This is a genomic window from Streptococcus sp. 1F3 (genome assembly GCF_054968985.1).
Map to the genome: position 1 here is coordinate 18165 of NZ_JBUEQR010000039.1, position 17425 is coordinate 35589.

At 45.5% G+C, this 17425-nt stretch carries 13 protein-coding genes; 1 reads left to right on the forward strand and 12 read right to left on the reverse strand.

What is annotated here, in order from left to right:
• Positions 1 to 59 precede the first annotated feature (59 nt).
• From ACVPON_RS03390 to ACVPON_RS03430, 9 genes are all read right to left on the reverse strand, one after another.
• Positions 60 to 707 carry a hypothetical protein gene (locus tag ACVPON_RS03390; protein ID WP_462876185.1) on the reverse strand — a complete coding sequence of 216 codons (648 nt, stop codon included), beginning with the start codon at positions 705 to 707 and terminating at the stop codon, positions 60 to 62.
• Between the two features lie 21 nt (positions 708 to 728).
• A complete protein-coding gene (locus ACVPON_RS03395) occupies positions 729 to 2933 on the reverse strand; it encodes a phage tail tip lysozyme (protein ID WP_462876187.1) in 2205 nt (734 codons plus the stop codon).
• 389 nt (positions 2934 to 3322) lie between these two features.
• Positions 3323 to 5686, reverse strand: a complete 2364-nt coding sequence (locus ACVPON_RS03400) for a VirB4-like conjugal transfer ATPase, CD1110 family (protein ID WP_462876189.1) — start codon at positions 5684 to 5686, stop codon at positions 3323 to 3325.
• On the reverse strand, positions 5640 to 6002 hold the full coding sequence (locus tag ACVPON_RS03405; protein WP_462876191.1) for a hypothetical protein: 363 nt from the start codon (positions 6000 to 6002) through the stop codon (positions 5640 to 5642). Before ACVPON_RS03405 ends, ACVPON_RS03400 begins: the two co-directional genes overlap by 47 nt.
• Positions 6003 to 6006: 4 nt before the next feature.
• Positions 6007 to 6759 (reverse strand): conjugal transfer protein TrbL, encoded by a 753-nt coding sequence (locus ACVPON_RS03410; protein ID WP_462876193.1) that lies wholly within the window; start codon positions 6757 to 6759, stop codon positions 6007 to 6009.
• Between the two features lie 11 nt (positions 6760 to 6770).
• Entirely contained in the window at positions 6771 to 6998 is a 228-nt protein-coding gene (locus tag ACVPON_RS03415; protein ID WP_076995772.1) for a hypothetical protein, read from the reverse strand.
• Positions 6982 to 7248 carry a YdbC family protein gene (locus ACVPON_RS03420; protein WP_462876195.1) on the reverse strand — a complete coding sequence of 89 codons (267 nt, stop codon included), beginning with the start codon at positions 7246 to 7248 and terminating at the stop codon, positions 6982 to 6984. Before ACVPON_RS03420 ends, ACVPON_RS03415 begins: the two co-directional genes overlap by 17 nt.
• A gap of 271 nt (positions 7249 to 7519) precedes the next feature.
• Positions 7520 to 8602 (reverse strand): toll/interleukin-1 receptor domain-containing protein, encoded by a 1083-nt coding sequence (locus ACVPON_RS03425; protein WP_462876197.1) that lies wholly within the window; start codon positions 8600 to 8602, stop codon positions 7520 to 7522.
• A gap of 129 nt (positions 8603 to 8731) precedes the next feature.
• Entirely contained in the window at positions 8732 to 13402 is a 4671-nt protein-coding gene (locus ACVPON_RS03430) for an SspB-related isopeptide-forming adhesin (protein ID WP_462876199.1), read from the reverse strand.
• Positions 13403 to 13605: 203 nt separating this feature from the next.
• Here ACVPON_RS03430 and ACVPON_RS03435 point away from each other — a divergent pair, with 203 nt between their 5' ends.
• Positions 13606 to 14466, forward strand: coding sequence for a DUF6710 family protein (locus ACVPON_RS03435; RefSeq protein WP_462876201.1), 861 nt, complete (start codon positions 13606 to 13608; stop codon positions 14464 to 14466).
• Here ACVPON_RS03435 and ACVPON_RS03440 read toward each other — a convergent pair.
• The 3 genes from ACVPON_RS03440 to ACVPON_RS03450 all read right to left on the reverse strand — a co-directional run bounded on the left by ACVPON_RS03440 (position 14426) and on the right by ACVPON_RS03450 (position 16743).
• Positions 14426 to 14767, reverse strand: coding sequence for a hypothetical protein (locus ACVPON_RS03440; protein ID WP_462876203.1), 342 nt, complete (start codon positions 14765 to 14767; stop codon positions 14426 to 14428). The genes ACVPON_RS03435 and ACVPON_RS03440 overlap by 41 nt on opposite strands.
• A gap of 724 nt (positions 14768 to 15491) precedes the next feature.
• Entirely contained in the window at positions 15492 to 16298 is an 807-nt protein-coding gene (locus ACVPON_RS03445; protein ID WP_462876205.1) for a hypothetical protein, read from the reverse strand.
• A 136-nt stretch (positions 16299 to 16434) separates the two neighbouring features.
• A complete protein-coding gene (locus ACVPON_RS03450) occupies positions 16435 to 16743 on the reverse strand; it encodes a hypothetical protein (protein WP_462876207.1) in 309 nt (102 codons plus the stop codon).
• Between the last annotated feature and the right edge of the window lie 682 nt (positions 16744 to 17425).

The window sequence follows — 17425 nt, forward strand, 5'->3', positions numbered from 1 at the left end:
TACTCAATGAAAATCACATTCAGATTAGGCGACGCAGATGCAGATAGAACTAAGGTTCATCAAGTCAAGTCAACAACATCTGAATATGATTTTCGAAGAGTATGACTTGTTTTTCCAATAATGGCTTCCACCCTTTCCCCTACTGCTAGCTCGGTGCCGTCTGAAAGGACCAGAGACTGGATGTCATTGACTAAAAAGCCCTCCTCTGTCTCCGTATAGGTCAAGCGCAGGGTCGCAGTTCCTTGCTCGGTATAAGACTTGCCCTCACGCTGGTCCTTTTCCTCTAGAATGCTTTGGGAGTAATGAACTTGGGCAATCACAACCTGATGCTCACTGTCAATATAGATGGTCGCTTCCTGATAGACCCGGTCCACCACATAGCCCTGATAGGTCTTCTGTAGGGGTTCCTCTTCTGCTGAAACCGTTGCGGTATACAAGCCTTCCGTCATAAAGGGCTTGTAGCGCTTGCGGTTTTCTCCCAGGTCCTTTCTCGTATAGTAGGCCACCAGAAAGGTTTCCACCTCTTCTCGGCTTAGCCCCTTTTCTGCCACCTGCTCGGTCTGCTCCACCCTTGGCAGTGCCGCAACTTCTTTCTGCTTCATCTGAGACTGGACAGAAGCTGTCCCATATCCCAAGGCAAAAAGGAGGCTAAGGGCAAGGATTCCCACTCCTATCTTTAGTCCTTTTACTAGTGTTTCATTATACATCTTCTACTCTGATTCCTCTCTTTAGTTTGGTGTGATAAAATAGATGCCTGCTTGGGGCGTCACCACTCGCCAGCTAAAGCCATAGATAGCTCCTTGCGCATTCATCTCGCTCATGAGAAAAGTCCCGTCTTCATTGACCACTTCACAAAAGCCCACATGCCCATAGATGGGGTCACTTCCTGCCACTCCTGCTAGAAAGACTGCCGCAGCCCCTGCTCGTGGTTCTGAGGTTACCCGATAGCCCCTTAATTGGGCAGACGTCACCCAGTTGGTCGCATTGCCTAGATAAGGGTCAATTGCTTGTCCAATTTGATAGAAACGGTTATAGACATACCAGGTACAATTGCCCAAGGCATAGGCATTGCCTGGATAGCCCTGCCCTTCTAAAACAGCTTGGTCACTCGGTAGACCATAGGGGAGCTTATCCTTGTAGGCTGCGGGAACAGTCTGACTGGAGCTTCCTGTGAGATGAGTGCCCCCTTTTAGATAGGCTTCCCATTGCCTAGCAGACTGCCGTCTAGCTTCTAGCTTGCTTTCGGAGTTGCCCTCCCATTTGACCAGAAAGGCGAGGGTTAGGTCCTCTGTTGCCCCCTCACTCGTTACAATATCCCGAAGCACCGCTTGATAATAAGGGCTATCCCCATGAAGCATAAAGTCGAGCTGTAACTCCAAGTCATACCACTTCTTACCTTTCCCCTTGGCATAGTCTAGCAACAGGGTGTGCCGAGTAGCCCCGTCCCTTGTATCGGTCCATTGGCCAAGCCCAAGCCCTCGGTGGAGGATATTGGGGTAACGCCCCTGATAGATGGTCGGTCCATCCATGGACAGCCAGTTGGGGTCGTCCCAGGAACTGCTACTTGCCCCTATTGGGGGATCGAAATAGTCTCCCTCTGCCCGTTTGGCAGTGATACTACTTTCCACGTCAAAATTCCCAAGCATCGCTGCCAGCCCCTTGATGGACAAGGTCTTGCCCTCTTTTTGGAGTTCCTTGGTCAGGTAGTTCTTGATGAGCTGAACTTTCTGTGCCTTGTCCGCATCCACATGGAGGGTCTTGACATAGGTTTCTTCCAAGTAGCGCACCGCTTTGAAATAAAAGCCCGGATTGACATAGAACCAGTCCTTTTTGGGTCTTGGATTCCAGTTGGTGAGGGTCGATTTGGGAGTATAGGCCAGCTTCTTTTGATAGGAGATGGCTTGGTTGCCAGCCCCCTTGCTTTGCCCAATCTGTGTACCGACTGCAACTTCTTGCCCGTCTGTGACCCGGATAGCTCCAACCTCATAAAAGCTAAATTTGGAAGCCGCTGTTTCAATCGTTACTACTCCATCAGCTACTCGTACAGTACCTGACAAAGGGGCATAGAGGGGATGGTTGCCCTCAATCGCAAGAAGCGTGGTATCCGTTTGCTTGTCTTCTGACCGATAGCCAAAGCGCTCCTTGATATTCAGAGGTTCATCGACCTTGGGATCCCCTTCCAAATAAAAGGGATTGTCCAAATCCAAGAGGAGCGCAAACTTGCCCAACTCCTTGGCGGTTTCCATGAGCCCCTCAAAGGCTTCTTCTTCCTCCTTTGACAGGGCATACTTGGTCTTGGCATTCCTATAGAGGTCTTTCATGGTCTTGAGCGAACTAGGCTCTCGATTTAAGTCCTGCCACAAGTCCTCCACATAGGTCCGCCCTGCATGTTGGTCCATAAAGTGGTAATGGGCATCTAACCTGGGGTCTTCATGGATCTTCTCATAGCGATAGTGGATATAAAGAAGGGGGTCTTCCCAGTTGGTATAGTAGACCACCTCATCGGTGGAGTTCTTCCTGTCTAGTTGGGTCATATAGAGATAGGTTTCATTGAGGTCATATTCGCTCTGAATGGGAAACAGCTGCCCCAAGACACTGGTCATCAGAAACAAAAACAAGCCCAATCCCCCAAGCACCCAGACTCCCCACTTCATGACACTGGAAGAAAAGACTAGAGGGACAGAACGTACCCCTAAGCCCCAGACCCTACTCTTAGAAGCCTTGGGTCTTGAGCCCCTCTTTTGACCGAGGGGCTTTTTCTTTCTTGGTCTGTCTTCTCTACTTGAAAGGGACAAAGACTGGGATTTGGCACTGGTGGAAAGCCTAGAAGAGATATGCCCCAGACGGGGGCGAAGCGAATCAAAGACGCTTCGTCCCTTAGGCACGTCTTCTTTTTCTTTTTCCTCCTCCTGATAGAGGGCTTCGGTTGCCATTCGGCCAGCTTCTTGCTTCCAGTGCCTTCCAAGTCTTGAGCGGAGATAGCCTTTTCTTTTAGAAGATAAGGGCTTGTCTATAGCTCCTCTACTGGCTTCCCGCCTTGTTTCTCCTTTTTCCTTGGATGTGGTCTTTCTGAATCTCTTAGCTGTTTGAAACGGCAAGGATGAGCTCGAGCCTCTCTGTCGCACCTGCTTTCGGAGCTTCTGCACCTCTTTTCTGGAGACCTTCTTCAAAAGAGAAGCCTTGGAGTTACTTGCCAGCTTCTTTCCATTACCTTGAGACAGGGAGCGCCCTCTCCGGGCTGAGGAAGAAGACTGGAGTGGCGTCTGGTCTTTCTGAAGCTGGATTGTGTCCTTTTCGTCCATCACTTTCTCCTTTCTCCCCATCAGGCATCGGTCGCAATCAACTGATAGAGCTTGGAATCCTCAGGAATGGGATTCTCAAAGGGAACAATGATGTCTCCTGCCACAATCAAGCCCGTCCCCTTGGCTTTGGGGCGCTCGATATAGCGGGCTTGTTGCTCGGTTAATTTCACGATTTTCTTGGCCTCTTTCAGCGCCAAATTCTCTAACTTCAATAAAATCTTGAACTGGCTATTGCCAAGGAGCTTGCGTCCTTGTGGAGAGCCTGTAAGGGTCTCTGGCATCTGGGTAATCCCTGTTGGCACACAGCCATATTTGCGAATCCGTGACCAGAGGTGATTGAAGTAGGTCCCCTGGTATTCTTCCTCAAAGTAGAGCTGGAGTTCATCAAAGTAGAACCAGATGGTCTCCCCTTTGGCCCGTGCTTCAACGACCTGATTCCAGATGAAGTCTTGAAGAACCAAGAGGGCAAAGTGCTTGAGTTGCCCCGTCAAGCGTTTGAGGTTGAAGATGATGAAGCGATTGTCTAAGTTCACAGAGGTCTCTCTTGAAAAAAGACTATAGCTACCAAGAGTATAAATCTCTAGCTTTAAAGCCAACTGCTGGGCTTCTGCTTCTTCCTGCTCCTTTAAGACCTGGTGCCACTCCTTGAGGGTGGGCTGGTCGTAGCGCCGATAGGTTTCCTTGGTCACTCGGTCAATGAGTGAGACCGTCTCATCGCCAAATTCGGACAAGAGACTGGTAAAGAGCGTCACAAGAAAGTTGGACTTATCCCCTTCTAAGTCCCCATCTCCTTCAAGGAGCTGGTCCTGATTGGGCAAGTCCATGAGGTTAAAAGAGGCCCCGGTCCCGACTGAGATGTCCAGGATCTCTGCACCAAACTCCTGCCCAATGTCCAGGTATTCCGCCTCGGGGTCAATGACAATGACCCGATCCCGCTTGTATTTTAAGAGGGTCGAGATGATCTCATTCTTGGCAACCACAGACTTGCCCGAGCCAGAGGCTCCCAGAATCACTCCCCCTGCCGCTAGGAGGTCCTTTTTTCGGTCGATAGAGATGATATTATGGGACACCTGGTGTTGGCCATAATAGCGGGCATTGGGGCTTTTGGAGATGCAGTCCACCGAGGCAAAGGGAATCTGGGTCGCAAGATTGGCCGTTGTCATGCTTCTGGGAAAGAGCTTTTTGATACGGACATTCTGCTTCAAATCTAGATAGTTCTTTCCGATTGGAAGCACTGTATTGAGGGCTTCTTCCTGATGGTAGTAGATTTCCCCAAAGCGAACCCCAACCTTGCGGCCTGCCCGCTCAATCTTGCCTTGGTGGAGGGCTAGTTCTTCTAGACTATCTGCCTGAAAGTGAACCAGAATCATGCCCCGGAAGATTTTCTGATCCCGCTCCTTGACCTCTCTTCGCCAGTTCCGAGCCTCAGAGAAATCCTCAGACGCCTGCGTCTCAAGAGACAAATCGAGCGGAACACTGCTTTTCTTGGCAGAGCGAATCTGCTCTACAATGGCATCCGACTGGCTTTGTTCAATCTCCTCCAGCACCTCTCCTGTATCGTAGGCCTCTGCCTGAATGGAGATGGCAAGCTCAATCCCAACAGAGGTCAATTCCTTGATCAAGTCATCTTCCATGGACTTAGGGTAGTATTTGATGTAGAGGGTCTTGCCTACCCGCTCATTGAGGGTGACATGATTGCGACCAACCTCAATCCTATCTGGCGCAACCAAGTCCTTACTGGTCAACCCAGTGATCCGCAAATCATCATAGGTATAAGGCAGAATCTCCTCCCCATTTAAGATCTCAGAAAAGACCGACAGACGCTCCATCTCTGGCAAGGCTCTAAAGGAGACACCGATGGTCTTATAGATATTCTCCAAAGTGACCCCTGTATCCTGCAAGATTAGCTGGGCTTGTTTGCGACTGTCTGCCTCCTGGGAGAGGGTGATGTATTTCTGAATTTCAAAGTTGTTGCTTGCAAGACTAAAGCGCTCTTCAATCTGCCCATTCAATTCCGAGCGGTAGACATCTGCCGCATCTTGATTGGGCTCATACAAGACCTGCTTGAGGACGTCCTCCTTGACCCTGCGGTTTAGAATCAAGAGTTGCAGGCTCGCTCCTGCATCGAGGGCATTAAAGGCCTTGGCATGGGCTTCTCCTATCATCAGCTGTTGTTCATGCTCTGCCGCAAGGTAGGAGGCATCTCCCAGCTGATAGGTCAGGGAATAGCTATCCGCCACAATGTGCATGAGCCCTCCTTGAAACAAACTGGTATAGGCGAGGGTGTTTTGGGTCGTGGGCTTCTTCTGGCGCTTCAGGCGCTCTGCCCTTGTCTTCTCAGACGGGGTCCGTTTCTCTGACCCTTTTTGCTTGAATAAAATCACGTGAATGATACTCCTTTCTACTGTCATCTTCTATCTGGTATAGCCTCCGCTTGAGGAGGAGGAAAAAGTAAAAGCGCTCCACTAAAGAGAGCTTTCGGTCAATGCTTAGCCCAAAGACAATGGTGGGGGTAAAGAAACACAGGGCAACTGCCACCACCAAGAGGTCGGGATAGCCAAAGAAAAAGAGGAGGGTGGTCACACTGAGGGTCACAACAGCCCCCAAGATGAAACAGACCCCTCTTCCTGTCAACTGGAAGAAAATGGCTTTCTTCTCCTTGACAAAGTCATCTAAAAATACGGAACCTAATCGATTCATGTTCTTATACCCCCAATAATTGTCTCATTCTTCGTCCCACTCCTACAATGGTCATGATGTAGATGACCCCTTGGAAGATAGACAACAAGGCCACTCCATACTGAATCGAGCCAATATCCACCATTGCGACGAGGAGATTGGCGGAATAGAGTGCCGCATAGATCACCCCAACAATCGCTAGCCCTACGGCAATCAAGACATAGGAAGCAAAATTCTTCAAAAAGGTGATGGCAATCGGTCGAAGCGTCTCATTGACCATGGAGGGAAGTAGGACTGGGGCGATTGCCTTGAGGAAATAGAGCTCGATATAGCGTAGGAAATTGATGAGCTTTGAGATGAGATTAGCGACCAGTGAGACCCCTCCTCCCACCAGATTTAAGACCAGCTTTTCTACTCCCCCAACGGTTCCCAGTTCAAAGGTATAGGTATAGTCTTCTGCCTTGGTTGCCTTTGAGATGAGATGTACCCCGCTATCCAAGAGCCACATCAGCCCGTCTAAGATAGGGGCAGAGTACTGCATGAGAAACCAACAAGCCAGATACTTAAAGGCAATCTCTAGCCAGAGCTTCATTGGGAGCTTCTTTCCCATTGTGCCACCTACCAGTTCATACCACTTCATCATTTCCAGCAATAGAAATAGCGCTAAAAGGATATTGCCTAGGACAAGGAGCGCCTTGTTTATGGCAAGGACGGACTGGTTGACCACAGGATTGTAGACTGCTAAACTCTTGGTGAGCTCTGAAACATCCAGTTTCATAGGCGCCCTCCTTAAAATGTGATGGCTCGAATGGCGGCCACAATCCCTGCCGCTATCGAGGCAGAAAAGGCCGCGAGGGCAAAGCCATTGATGATCCCTTCTTGTCCTTCGTCAATCTGTTCGGGGCGTTTGTTTTTGCGCCCGGCAAAGAGATTGTATACTCCAAACAACATCCAAAAGAGGCCCGATACTGCCATCAAGCCTCCGACCAACGTGACAATCTTAACTGCCAGATCCATAATGCATTTCTCCTTCTTCTATCTTTATGGTTTCTAGGGCTTTTTGTAAAGCCTCTAGTTCGTGTTTCTTGAGGGTGACCCCTCGGCTCATGTGCCCATTGGGGCTCCACTTGCGGATATCCCAGACAGGCGGTTTTCCGTGATAGGAAATGAGGTTCAATTCCTTGGTCCAGCCAGTGGAGTCGGTCGATAAGACTGCCACTCGCTTGATGACCTGGAATGTAAAGTGTTGACTTGTTTCTCCTGTCATAACTGTCTCCTTTAACAAGATACAAGAGCGTATAAAGCACACAGTGAAAATAGGAAATCTGACGAGTGAAAAGCTCCAGTGGAGGTTTTCAGCCCTAAAGGGATTCTCATCTGTAATCGGTTAAATCCAAAACAGTGTCTATCTTTTTCACACAGTGCTTAGCTCGAGTTCAATTCAAACAAAAAGAGCAGAAATCGATGCTTCTGCTCTCTTGATTCGTTTCTTATAATCTGTGAATAGAGTAAGGATAAACAACTTTCCTACTCCCATTTTAGTATCGCTTATGTTGGAAAGGCCTCGTCTCTCTCATTAACTGTGTAAGTAGCTGATTGACCTGCTCTTCATTGGCATAATCGCAATACTTGAAATTCTTGAGTCCCAAAATAATGTCATTCGGGTCAACATCATCCAATTTAACTGGAACAACCCTCTTCCCATTTGAACGGTAGGCTAGCACTTGGTTATATAGAGTTTCCGTTTCTTGCTTGGCATATAAAGAAGCCTTTGTGTGTTGGCTAAGGCATAGCAAGAAAACAGAGCTCTGTTGCATTGCTTCTGAAATCTTTTCTGTCAAACTTTCTCCAAAACGAATATCATAAGTATCTCGCCATACTGGAATCCCATTTTCTATTAACTTTTTTTCCAAAGCAAGAACTTTTTCTTCATCTTTATGGGAGTAAGAAATAAAAACTCTATGGTGATTCCTCTCTGTCGAGTAGCCCTCTACCTCTAATTCTTTCACTGTAGGAAAATAAGCTATCGAATTCATTGCATCACAAATCCTGTCTTTTCCCATTGAAGCATGTAGTCCTACACAATTCCATTGCCTTGTTCGCTGTTCCAAAAAATAGTGTTCTAGCGTCTTCCCATTGAAAAATTCTTGTACATGATATCGTCTAGCAATCTGACGGACGATCTCCGCCTGCTCCGTCTCTACGTAAAGAAAGCATTCTAATACATACGGAATGTTATTAACAAATAAGGTAGACCCTGTCTCCTCAACTTGAGTCACCTCATAGATAAAATCGATATAGTCTTCCCGATAACCATACGGAATGACAAAATTCAATTTTTTTGAACTGTCCATCGCTACCTTTCCCTTCAAAACAAATGTAATCCTATTCCTGTTATAAGGAATAATAAGGAAAGTTTCAATCGCAAAATGTTCGCTCTCTAATAACGCCTTTAGTTCATAACAAAATAAATAGACTTGTCGCTCATCATATGGAAAAACATCTAACAAATTTAATCGGATGATAGAGGCATTTTCTTGAACCAGTGCCTCTAGCATATCATGAACAAATACTGAGGGGGAAGAAGCATACACCTTCCTAAGTTGCTCTAGTTCATTCATTATCGCTCCTTTTGATAAAAGATAGTCGATCAAATCCATTCGCTAAAATACAAAAGACCGCTACTAGCTGTGAGTAGGCTCAGAAATCGTTTTAGTCTGGTCTTCTAGTAGCGGTCGTTCCATGTTCGCCTATTTTGAATGGTCTTTCAAGGCTTTCTTGGTCTGCTTACGCAAGAAACCTGTCCGCCATTCGAGGACAAGACTGACAATAAAGCCACCCAGGAGCGTATAGACAATGGCACGTCCCTCTCCTGTATCGGGAAGAATCCCTCCCTTAGGCGTTTTGTTCACCCGTTTTTCAGTGATGAGTTCCTCTTTCTTGCCGTCCTTGTCTACTATGACTTGCTTGGCAGTATTGGTGATGTCTGTACCTGCAGGTACATCCTTTTTCACAGTCGCAGGAATCTCAATTTGATAGTAGACACCTACATCAAACTTGGAGGTGTCTAGCACCTTGATTTGACCCAGGGTCTTTTTGACTGAATCGTTTGGCTCAATAGAGAGCTTGCCATTCTTATCTGTTATCGTAAACTGGCTGGTCACGTCCTTGCCGGTTGCCTTGTTGTAGACCTTGATGGCTTTGGTATCAATGGTCACATAGCGCTCATCATAGTCATCTTCTGCCCCGACGAGCTGAAGCAGGCTTTCCTTATCAAATGGCGTGGTATCCAACCAGACCTGATAATGAAGAGTGGTTCCTGCCTTGACTTGGGCTGTATTGATGTTTTCAGCTTCATTATTGTTTGCCTTATCCGCATAAGGATCTTGGTTGGTCTCCTGATAGCGGTCCTTCAACTCGCTGTCATCATCCAAGAGCCTCATCCCCTTGATGTCCACTCCTGCTTGATTGAGGACAAACTTATGGGGTTCCACTTGGGTCTTCTTCACCCTGTTCACCCGCTTTTGGGTTGGCTTTTCAAGGGGCTTGTTTGGCTCCTTGTTTTCTGGATTTACAGTCGTCACAAACTGACTGGCCACATTTTCAATATCGCTTCCAGCCTCCACATCGTCTTTGACGGTGACTGGAATGTCAAACTTGTAATAGCGACCAAAGGCAAAGCGCTCCGGATCTAGCACCCCGTCCTTAAGCAGGTCTTGCTTGGTCTGAATGGTGAGGATTCCGTCCTTGTCCTCTATGTCAAAGAGGGCGCTCACCTCTTGACCAGTCTTGCCATCATAGCCCTTGATGTTCTTGATATCTAGGGTGACATGCTTCGCATCGTAGACGTCTGTCAAACCTGTCGCTTGAATCAGCTGTTCAGGAGTGAAGTGGTTGGTATCCAGCCAAAGCTGATAGAAGAGTCGATCTCCCCGTTTGACCAGTTTGGTATTGAGGTTCTGGGGTTCGTTGTTGTCCACCTTGTCCGCATAGGGATCCTGATTGGTGTCCGCATACTCATCTGTCAACTCATTGTCATCGTCCATGAGCTTGTCTCCAGTCAGGTCAAACTGAGCTGCAGACAGGTCGAACTTCTCTGGTTGGAAGTCTGGTTCTTTAGGAGTTGGTTTCTGAGGGTTTTCCACCTTATTGACCCGCTTCTGAGTTGGCTTCTCAAGTTTCTTCTCTGGAGTATTCCCTCCTGGTTTCTCACCACCCGATGAAGCACCTGGAGCAAGGACTGTCACAAACTGACTGGCCACATTTTCAATATCCACTCCATCCTCCACATCCTCTTTGACGGTGACTGGAATGTCAAACTTGTAATAGCGACCAAAGGCAAAGCGATCCGGATCTAGCACCCCGTCCTTAAGCAGGTCTTGCTTGGTCTGAATGGTGAGGATTCCATCCTTGTCCTCTATGTCAAAGAGGGCGCTCACCTCTTGACCGGTCTTTCCGTCATAGCCCTTGATGTTCTTGATATCTAGGGTGACATGCTTCGCATCGTAGACATCTGTCAAGCCTGTCGCTTGAATCAGCTGTTCAGGAGTGAAGTGGTTGGTATCCAGCCAAAGCTGATAGAAGAGTTGATCTCCCCGTTTGACCAGTTTGGTATTGAGGTTCTGAGGTTCGTTGTTATCCACCTTGTCCGCATAGGGATCCTGGTTGGTTTCTGCATACTCATCTGTCAACTCATCGTCATCATCCATGAGCTTGTCTCCAGTCAGGTCAAACTGAGCTTCAGACAAGTCGAACTTCTCTGGTTGGAAGTCTGGCTCTTCAGGAGTCAACTCAGGAATGGGATTGTCCTTAAAGGTCATTCGGGATAGACGAATCAGAGCATTGCTTGAGGTGAGGGTGCCTGCCAGCGTCCCTTTGGCATGGGTATTTTTTTCTGTTTGGTCATCCGACTGACTAAAGGTCCGGGTCGAAAATGGCTTAGACCCGTCTTCTTGCTTGGAGGCGGTAATGGTGTAGAGGTCTGTCTTTTCATCATAGCTCATGTGAATATAGATCGGGTCTATCTTTTCATAGCCAGCGGGTGCTTCCACCTCTTCAATCTTCCAATCCCCATAGAGGAGCTCCGTCGTCGCAAATCCGTCCTCATCCTCCTTAATGGTTGTAGTAAACTCAACCGCTTCTGCCTTGGTATCATGGATTGGACTTGCCTTAAAGGTCACATCATTGATTCCTGAATGGCTCCCATCTCCCTGACTTTGGACAATTTTTTGAATGGAGATTTTAGCCTTGATGACCTGCTCGAGGGATCGGATCGTTGGGGTGACGATGTTCTTGGTCGCATCGTCTTTCTTTTCAATGGTAAAGGCATGCTTATTGCCATCAAGGGCATAGCCTTCAGGCGCATTGGTCTCCTTCCAGTAATACTTCCCGAGGGCAAGGTTTCCAACCGCTACAGTCAAGTCCTTGTCCTCCACATTCAAGACCACATTGTCTCCATTGTCCACTTCTTTTCCGTTGAGGATGGAGGTCTTGACCTTCTCACCCTTTAAGAGCTTGGCATTTGGAATATCGGTCCACTTGACGGGAGTATCTTTCTTGTGACCAGCAGATCCTGTTGTATCTTCTGCATAGTAAAGGGTATACTCCGCCTCCTTTAGAACCCCTTGTCCTTGGGAGTTGGTATCTGTGTCCTTGTCCCGCTTCTCAAGGGTGTTTTCCCCCTTGATTTCATCATTGGTACCAGAGACAGTGATCTCAAGTGTTCCGTCCTGCTTGAGACTGGCCGACTGTGTCTTAAACGTTTTTGCGAAACCTGCAGAGGCTGAGACTTCCTCCACCGTGTAATCCCCTAGCTGCATGTTTTCAACCAAGGCTTGCCCCTTGATGTCGGTTGTCACCTCATAGACCTTGCCCGATTGCTTATTGGTCAGCTTGAATCTATTTCCAAGGAGGGAGTAGTATTGATTCCACATCTCAAGAGCGGATTCCGTTCCTTTTTTGACAATGGTAATCTTGCCTGTGATTTCATCATTGGTGCCACTAACCGTCACCAGCTGATCTTCCTTCCCATTAACAGTGGCTTTAGGGGTTTGGGCACTCAAGGTGATCTCCTGGGGCTCAAAGGTCTTCTGGAAGCCTTTTGAAGCACTTACTTCTTCCACCCTATAGGTCCCAAAGGGGAGATCTGTCAGGGTGACAAGTCCCTTATCATCGGTCGTGCCTTCAAAGGTGGCTCCGGTCTCCTTGTTGGTCAAGCGAAAGACATTGCCCTTTAAGGTATAGAGACTGTTCCACATGGAGCTACCAGAAGCAGTCCCTGTCTTTTGAATGGTCACAGAGCCCTTGGAATCTGCGTTAATTTTCAATCCCATATCTCCGAACAAGCCTGTGACAATATCAAAATGGTCTCGACTACCATCAGTATAGGCAAAGCTAACTGTATTAGCATTCTGACGCTTTAAGACTGTATAGGCAGTTGGAAGAAGTTGACTAGAATCATTATTGGTTGCTTGAGCTGTCCCAGATACCAAACCACCACCCGAAATAGACAAATCGGTATTCGGTCCAACAATGTAGGACAACACTCCTTGCTTATCAAGTGTAGCTAATTGTCTCGCATCAATATCCGAGACCTTCATAGCCATTAGGATTTGTTCGTTTGGAATAGCTTGCCTGGTGTCTTGACGAACAAGTGTCGCAGTATAGGTTATCCGCTCGATATAACCGATGGCACGACCGCTCCCTCCAGTAGCCGATCCACCGCCCCCACTTTCTGTCTGACCACCAGATCCAGAGGAAATCCCTCCTCCCGTTGGAACAGCAACCCCAACGGTAATGACTGACCCTTGGTTTTTAATCGCCATAGCGACATCCTTATTAGACCAGCCATCGTCTCCATGTTCCACATCAATATGGGTAACAATTAAATCAACAGGGATTTTCTCTCCTGTCTCAATATCGGTTACTGTGCCGACATTGGTCACAGCAAGGGATTGACCGGGATTGAGAAAGGCTCCTGTATCCTCCTTTACAAAGCCATCCTGTTGGAGGAAGTGGCTAATATTGGTCCCCAAGGTGTTGTGAAGCGTCCCTGTTTGAACCCCACTGACACCTTTTACTTCTGAATTGGCATTCCATTGGATTTGGTCGGCAACATACTTGACCCCGCTTAGGTCCTTACCTTCTAAAAGGGAATCCACCAGTGCCTGGAACTCTGACGAGGACATATCTGCCGTATTGGCTTGGACAACAGGGACATCATTGAGCGTCCCAATCTGTCTGCCGTGTTGAATTTCAGTGGCTTTTACAACTCCTTGATTCCAGGGAGCTTGCGGGGCAAGGCTAGCAATTCCTGCCCCTGTTAAGACTACCCCTGCACTGATCATAGCAAGGGTGCGTTTCAATTTCTTCTTCCCGCTTTTCTTGCGATTGCGAAAAGAAGGGGTTTGAGAAAAATTCATATTCTTTATCTCCTTTTATTTTTTTATAAAAAAAGGTAGCCATCACGCTACCCAGCCGTCTATTAATTCCCCGAAGGGGAGCGAGCTGAAATCATATGCCCTCCTTTTCTTTCTACTTTATCCTATTTTTTGGTAAACTAAAATCATAACTTGCTTTTTCTAAGCGTTCATCAATTACTTCCATTACTTCAGGAGAATCTGCTATGTTTATAACATCTCTAAAAAATTCTATATCTTCCCTAAAATTAGCAAAAAAAGCAACTGTCGCAATTTTCAATGACGCCAGTTTCTCCTCATTGATTTCTGAACACTTTTCATCTGAACAACCTAAAAATTTAGTTATTGCATCTAACATCCATCAAGCTCCTAAATCAATTTATCTGACTACCCTAAAAGAACTATTACAACAAAATGATAACTCCCCAAATCACATTCAAGCTGTAGCCTTGAAGTTTCAAAAAATCTTATCTTTAGAACTAGAGCAACATACCATAGAGCGACTACTGAATCGTCAACATGCCGACCCTTCGTATAACTGGGGTGGAACATATGATATTTTTCCTCATCAACTAGTCTGCCAATCTTGTCAAACTTTGTTTAAAATATCATATGACTTTGATAAGAACGTTCCCATTAACATTACAAATATTCCTACTATCTGCACATTATGGAGTAGAGCTAGAGTATTAAAAAACTTTCGCACCGTAGGAAATATCGTTCAAAATCCTTTTAAATCCACTAAAAATGCTCAGGGATACTTGATCACTCCAATCAATTTAGCAACTATTTATAATGGCAATCACTCCACAAATGTTGCATTATATGAAAACAATACTATTCTCGAAAACATGTATCAAGCGGATATTTCCTCATGGATGCAGGAGATCCATTATAATCCTAAAACGAATACCTTTGACCATCTACCCTGTAATACACCAGCTTCAGATACGCCATTGTTTCACGAAAATATTGGTCATATCTATGAAATTGGTCAATTCTTATACCTCAACCAGTTGACCATACCTAGCGGTTACTTCCATTCAGATACGATCGAAAAATTCTAAGATAAGTAGGAATCGTATCCCTCGCAAATTCAAATAACTGTTCTGTCGAATTCACTCGTTGGCTATCGTATAAAAAGGCTTCAAAACACAAGACAACCCTGCTTCTCATATGTTGTGTTATTGACAAATCAAGACGAAGTGCCTGAAAACAGTATTTCACTATATGTTGGTTATCTTGAGAACCCAGAGCTTGAGTGATGCCCATCGCCAACTCTTCATCATAATGAGATAAGATAAACTCCCTTATCCTTTCCAAAGAAAAAATATATAATTTTAGATACAATTTTTCCTTATTATCCATTCTTCCTCCTTTAATCACTAATCCAAAAAGAAAACACCATACAATATTTCTAAGATAAGTACTATTGGAAACAATAAGCCATAATAAAGAAGAAACGTATTCTTCAATATTTTCATCCTATCTTCATCACTGTCAGGAATGATGGAAGTATTCAACTGTTGCACAATACGATATACTATTTTGGGAAAAGTTGCGACGATAAGCAATAAAGGGATTGACCCAACTAACAAAACATATATAAACATTCTCTATCTCCTTTGTTTTATTCTAAAGTAAAAAGGTAATTGTTAAGCTACCGATTCTTCATGATTTTTCCTATTTTATTTATTAGTAATATAATAATTTATATGGTATAAATAACAAATTGAAAGAACTATTATCACGATTAGACAAACCGCACATACAACTAAACTAAAAATCTTCACAGTCTGTTCCAAAGGTAGATAGGCTATAAAAAATATGCTTGCAAGAAAAAAGGATAGTAAAAATAGTAGTAATCCCCTTATCAGTTTATCTACTTTCGTTTCCAGTACTCTTCCTCTTATAGTAATATCTTTAAAGGGAAGAGCTATTATTACTTTGCTAAATACAAGTAAATAAATAATGACTACTACTAATAATATGGTCAATAAGCTTTTTAAAAACATCTCTGTATCTCCTTTAAATACCAAAAAAGACAAGTACTGGACTTGTCTTTTTTGACTTCTTGATAATCTTACATTGATTAATAATCCCACACTCGATTCGGATCACTAAAATGTTGTGTCGCTTCATCCACTTGTTGCTGGATTTGTTCTTGGGTCAGCGATTGTTGGGGTGCTTGCGGAACTGCAGGAGCAGGTGGTGTATAGTCTTGGGCAGGAGCTGGAGCCTCTCCTCCTGTTGGAGCTGGGGCTTCATAGGCAGGTTGAGGAGCTTGGGCTTGTACCGCTTCCTGTTGAGCTGGGGCTTCTGCGGGCGCTTGAGCTACCTCTTCTGCCTGGGCTTGGGTTGCCTGTTGGGCTCTGGTATCGATTGCCCCCTTGACAGAGTTAATCCGTTGTTGGAGCTTGTCCTTCTTGTCCTTGTTTGTCAGCTTATCTACTGCTGTTTGGGCAAGAGTAACCTTCTCATTCACCTGGTCCTTTTCAAGCGCTACAACCGCATCTTCTGCCTCCTTGACAAGTTTTGCCTCTGCTTCTTTCTTGGCAAGAGCAGTCTTCACCGCTTCAATCCGTTTGGTTAGCTTGTCCTTCGCATCTCCGTCTTTTAGGGCTTTCACAGCAGTCTCAGCTGCGGTAACATTCTCCTTCACTTGATTGTCCTCAAGGAGCTTCACAGCCTGTTCTGCCTTGTCCATAAGAGTAGCTTCCTTATCAATACTGGAGCTTGAGGTGGTCTGTGTTGTCTTAGAAGCCGAAGCTGACTTCGTGCTTGGTTGACTAAGGAAAAATCCACCTGTCAGAAACACAAGAGCTAGTCCTGTTCCTGCTAGCATGCGTTGGGTTTTTGTCGTTTGTTTGAGGGTGTCTAGTAGTGTCTTTTTCATCATTCTTCTCACTTTCTCTTTAGACTTATTCTATCATATTTTCCTTAGGAAATATAGGGGTGGGAGAAATTTTTTATTTCATCTGTCGCTTTCGATTACTGATCAGCAAGCCATGAATGTGTTCTTCCATATAGCCTCCCTACTTTTTCCGTCTATACCCCTTGCCTGTTAGACGTAGCACACTCTTTTTCCCTGTGCCTTCTCGTCTAGCAACTAGGACACCGTTTGATAGAATCGTACGAATCTGTGAGTATAGACTTGGATAGTCGTACATCACTTCCACCTCTTCTAGTGTACCTGCTATATAACCTTTTTGTGAAATCGTGCCAAAACGTGGGTATAATTTCACAGTTCGTCCATCCACAAGGCGGGCGGTCACTCCGCCTTGCCGACCTAATGTTCGTAAGTCAGCTAATGTGACTTCTGTCTCTCTTTTGATTTGATTCATGTTTTTCCTCCTAGTAGCGAATCAAAGGCGATCTACGCCGTGCTGTGAAAGGACATATCCTTTCATCGGTATTTTCTCATGCACAGTTTCTAGTCTAGTTACTGCAAACTCCTTCAGCTTATGGTCATTAACCATGCTTTTGCGTAATGTGCCTGGGCTAGATATCCTTTTCTAGCTACTACACCACCCCTATTTCTCTTTTATCCATAGGCACGCTAATCGGGATAGTGGTTGGTATTCAGTTGTCAAGGAACATGAACAGTTTTAGGACGTGTTTAACTTAGAAGAATACATCTACTTTCCATTCTTCTAACGGATATAGTAATAGATACATTTCAGAGATAGGTTCACAACCAAATAGGTACATGCTCACTCTATTTCACGGATCCTCTCATTCTACCCATTTTTATGATATGCTCTATAGCCGTCTCTCTATTTATTCGTAATTACTGCAACAATCAATCATACATGGATGAACTATCTGCTCATTCCTTTGAAAAAACAATTCAAGTCCCTAAACCAATGATTCTATCAAGTACTAAAAGACCTCATCTGAATTGGACGTTCATTAAGTACTAAAAATAATCCCATTTCATTCCTAGGAGACGAAGATATGCAACATATAAAAATGTGCAAAAACAGGATGTCGCTTGATTTTCTGTGCATTTTTCTATACACTAGG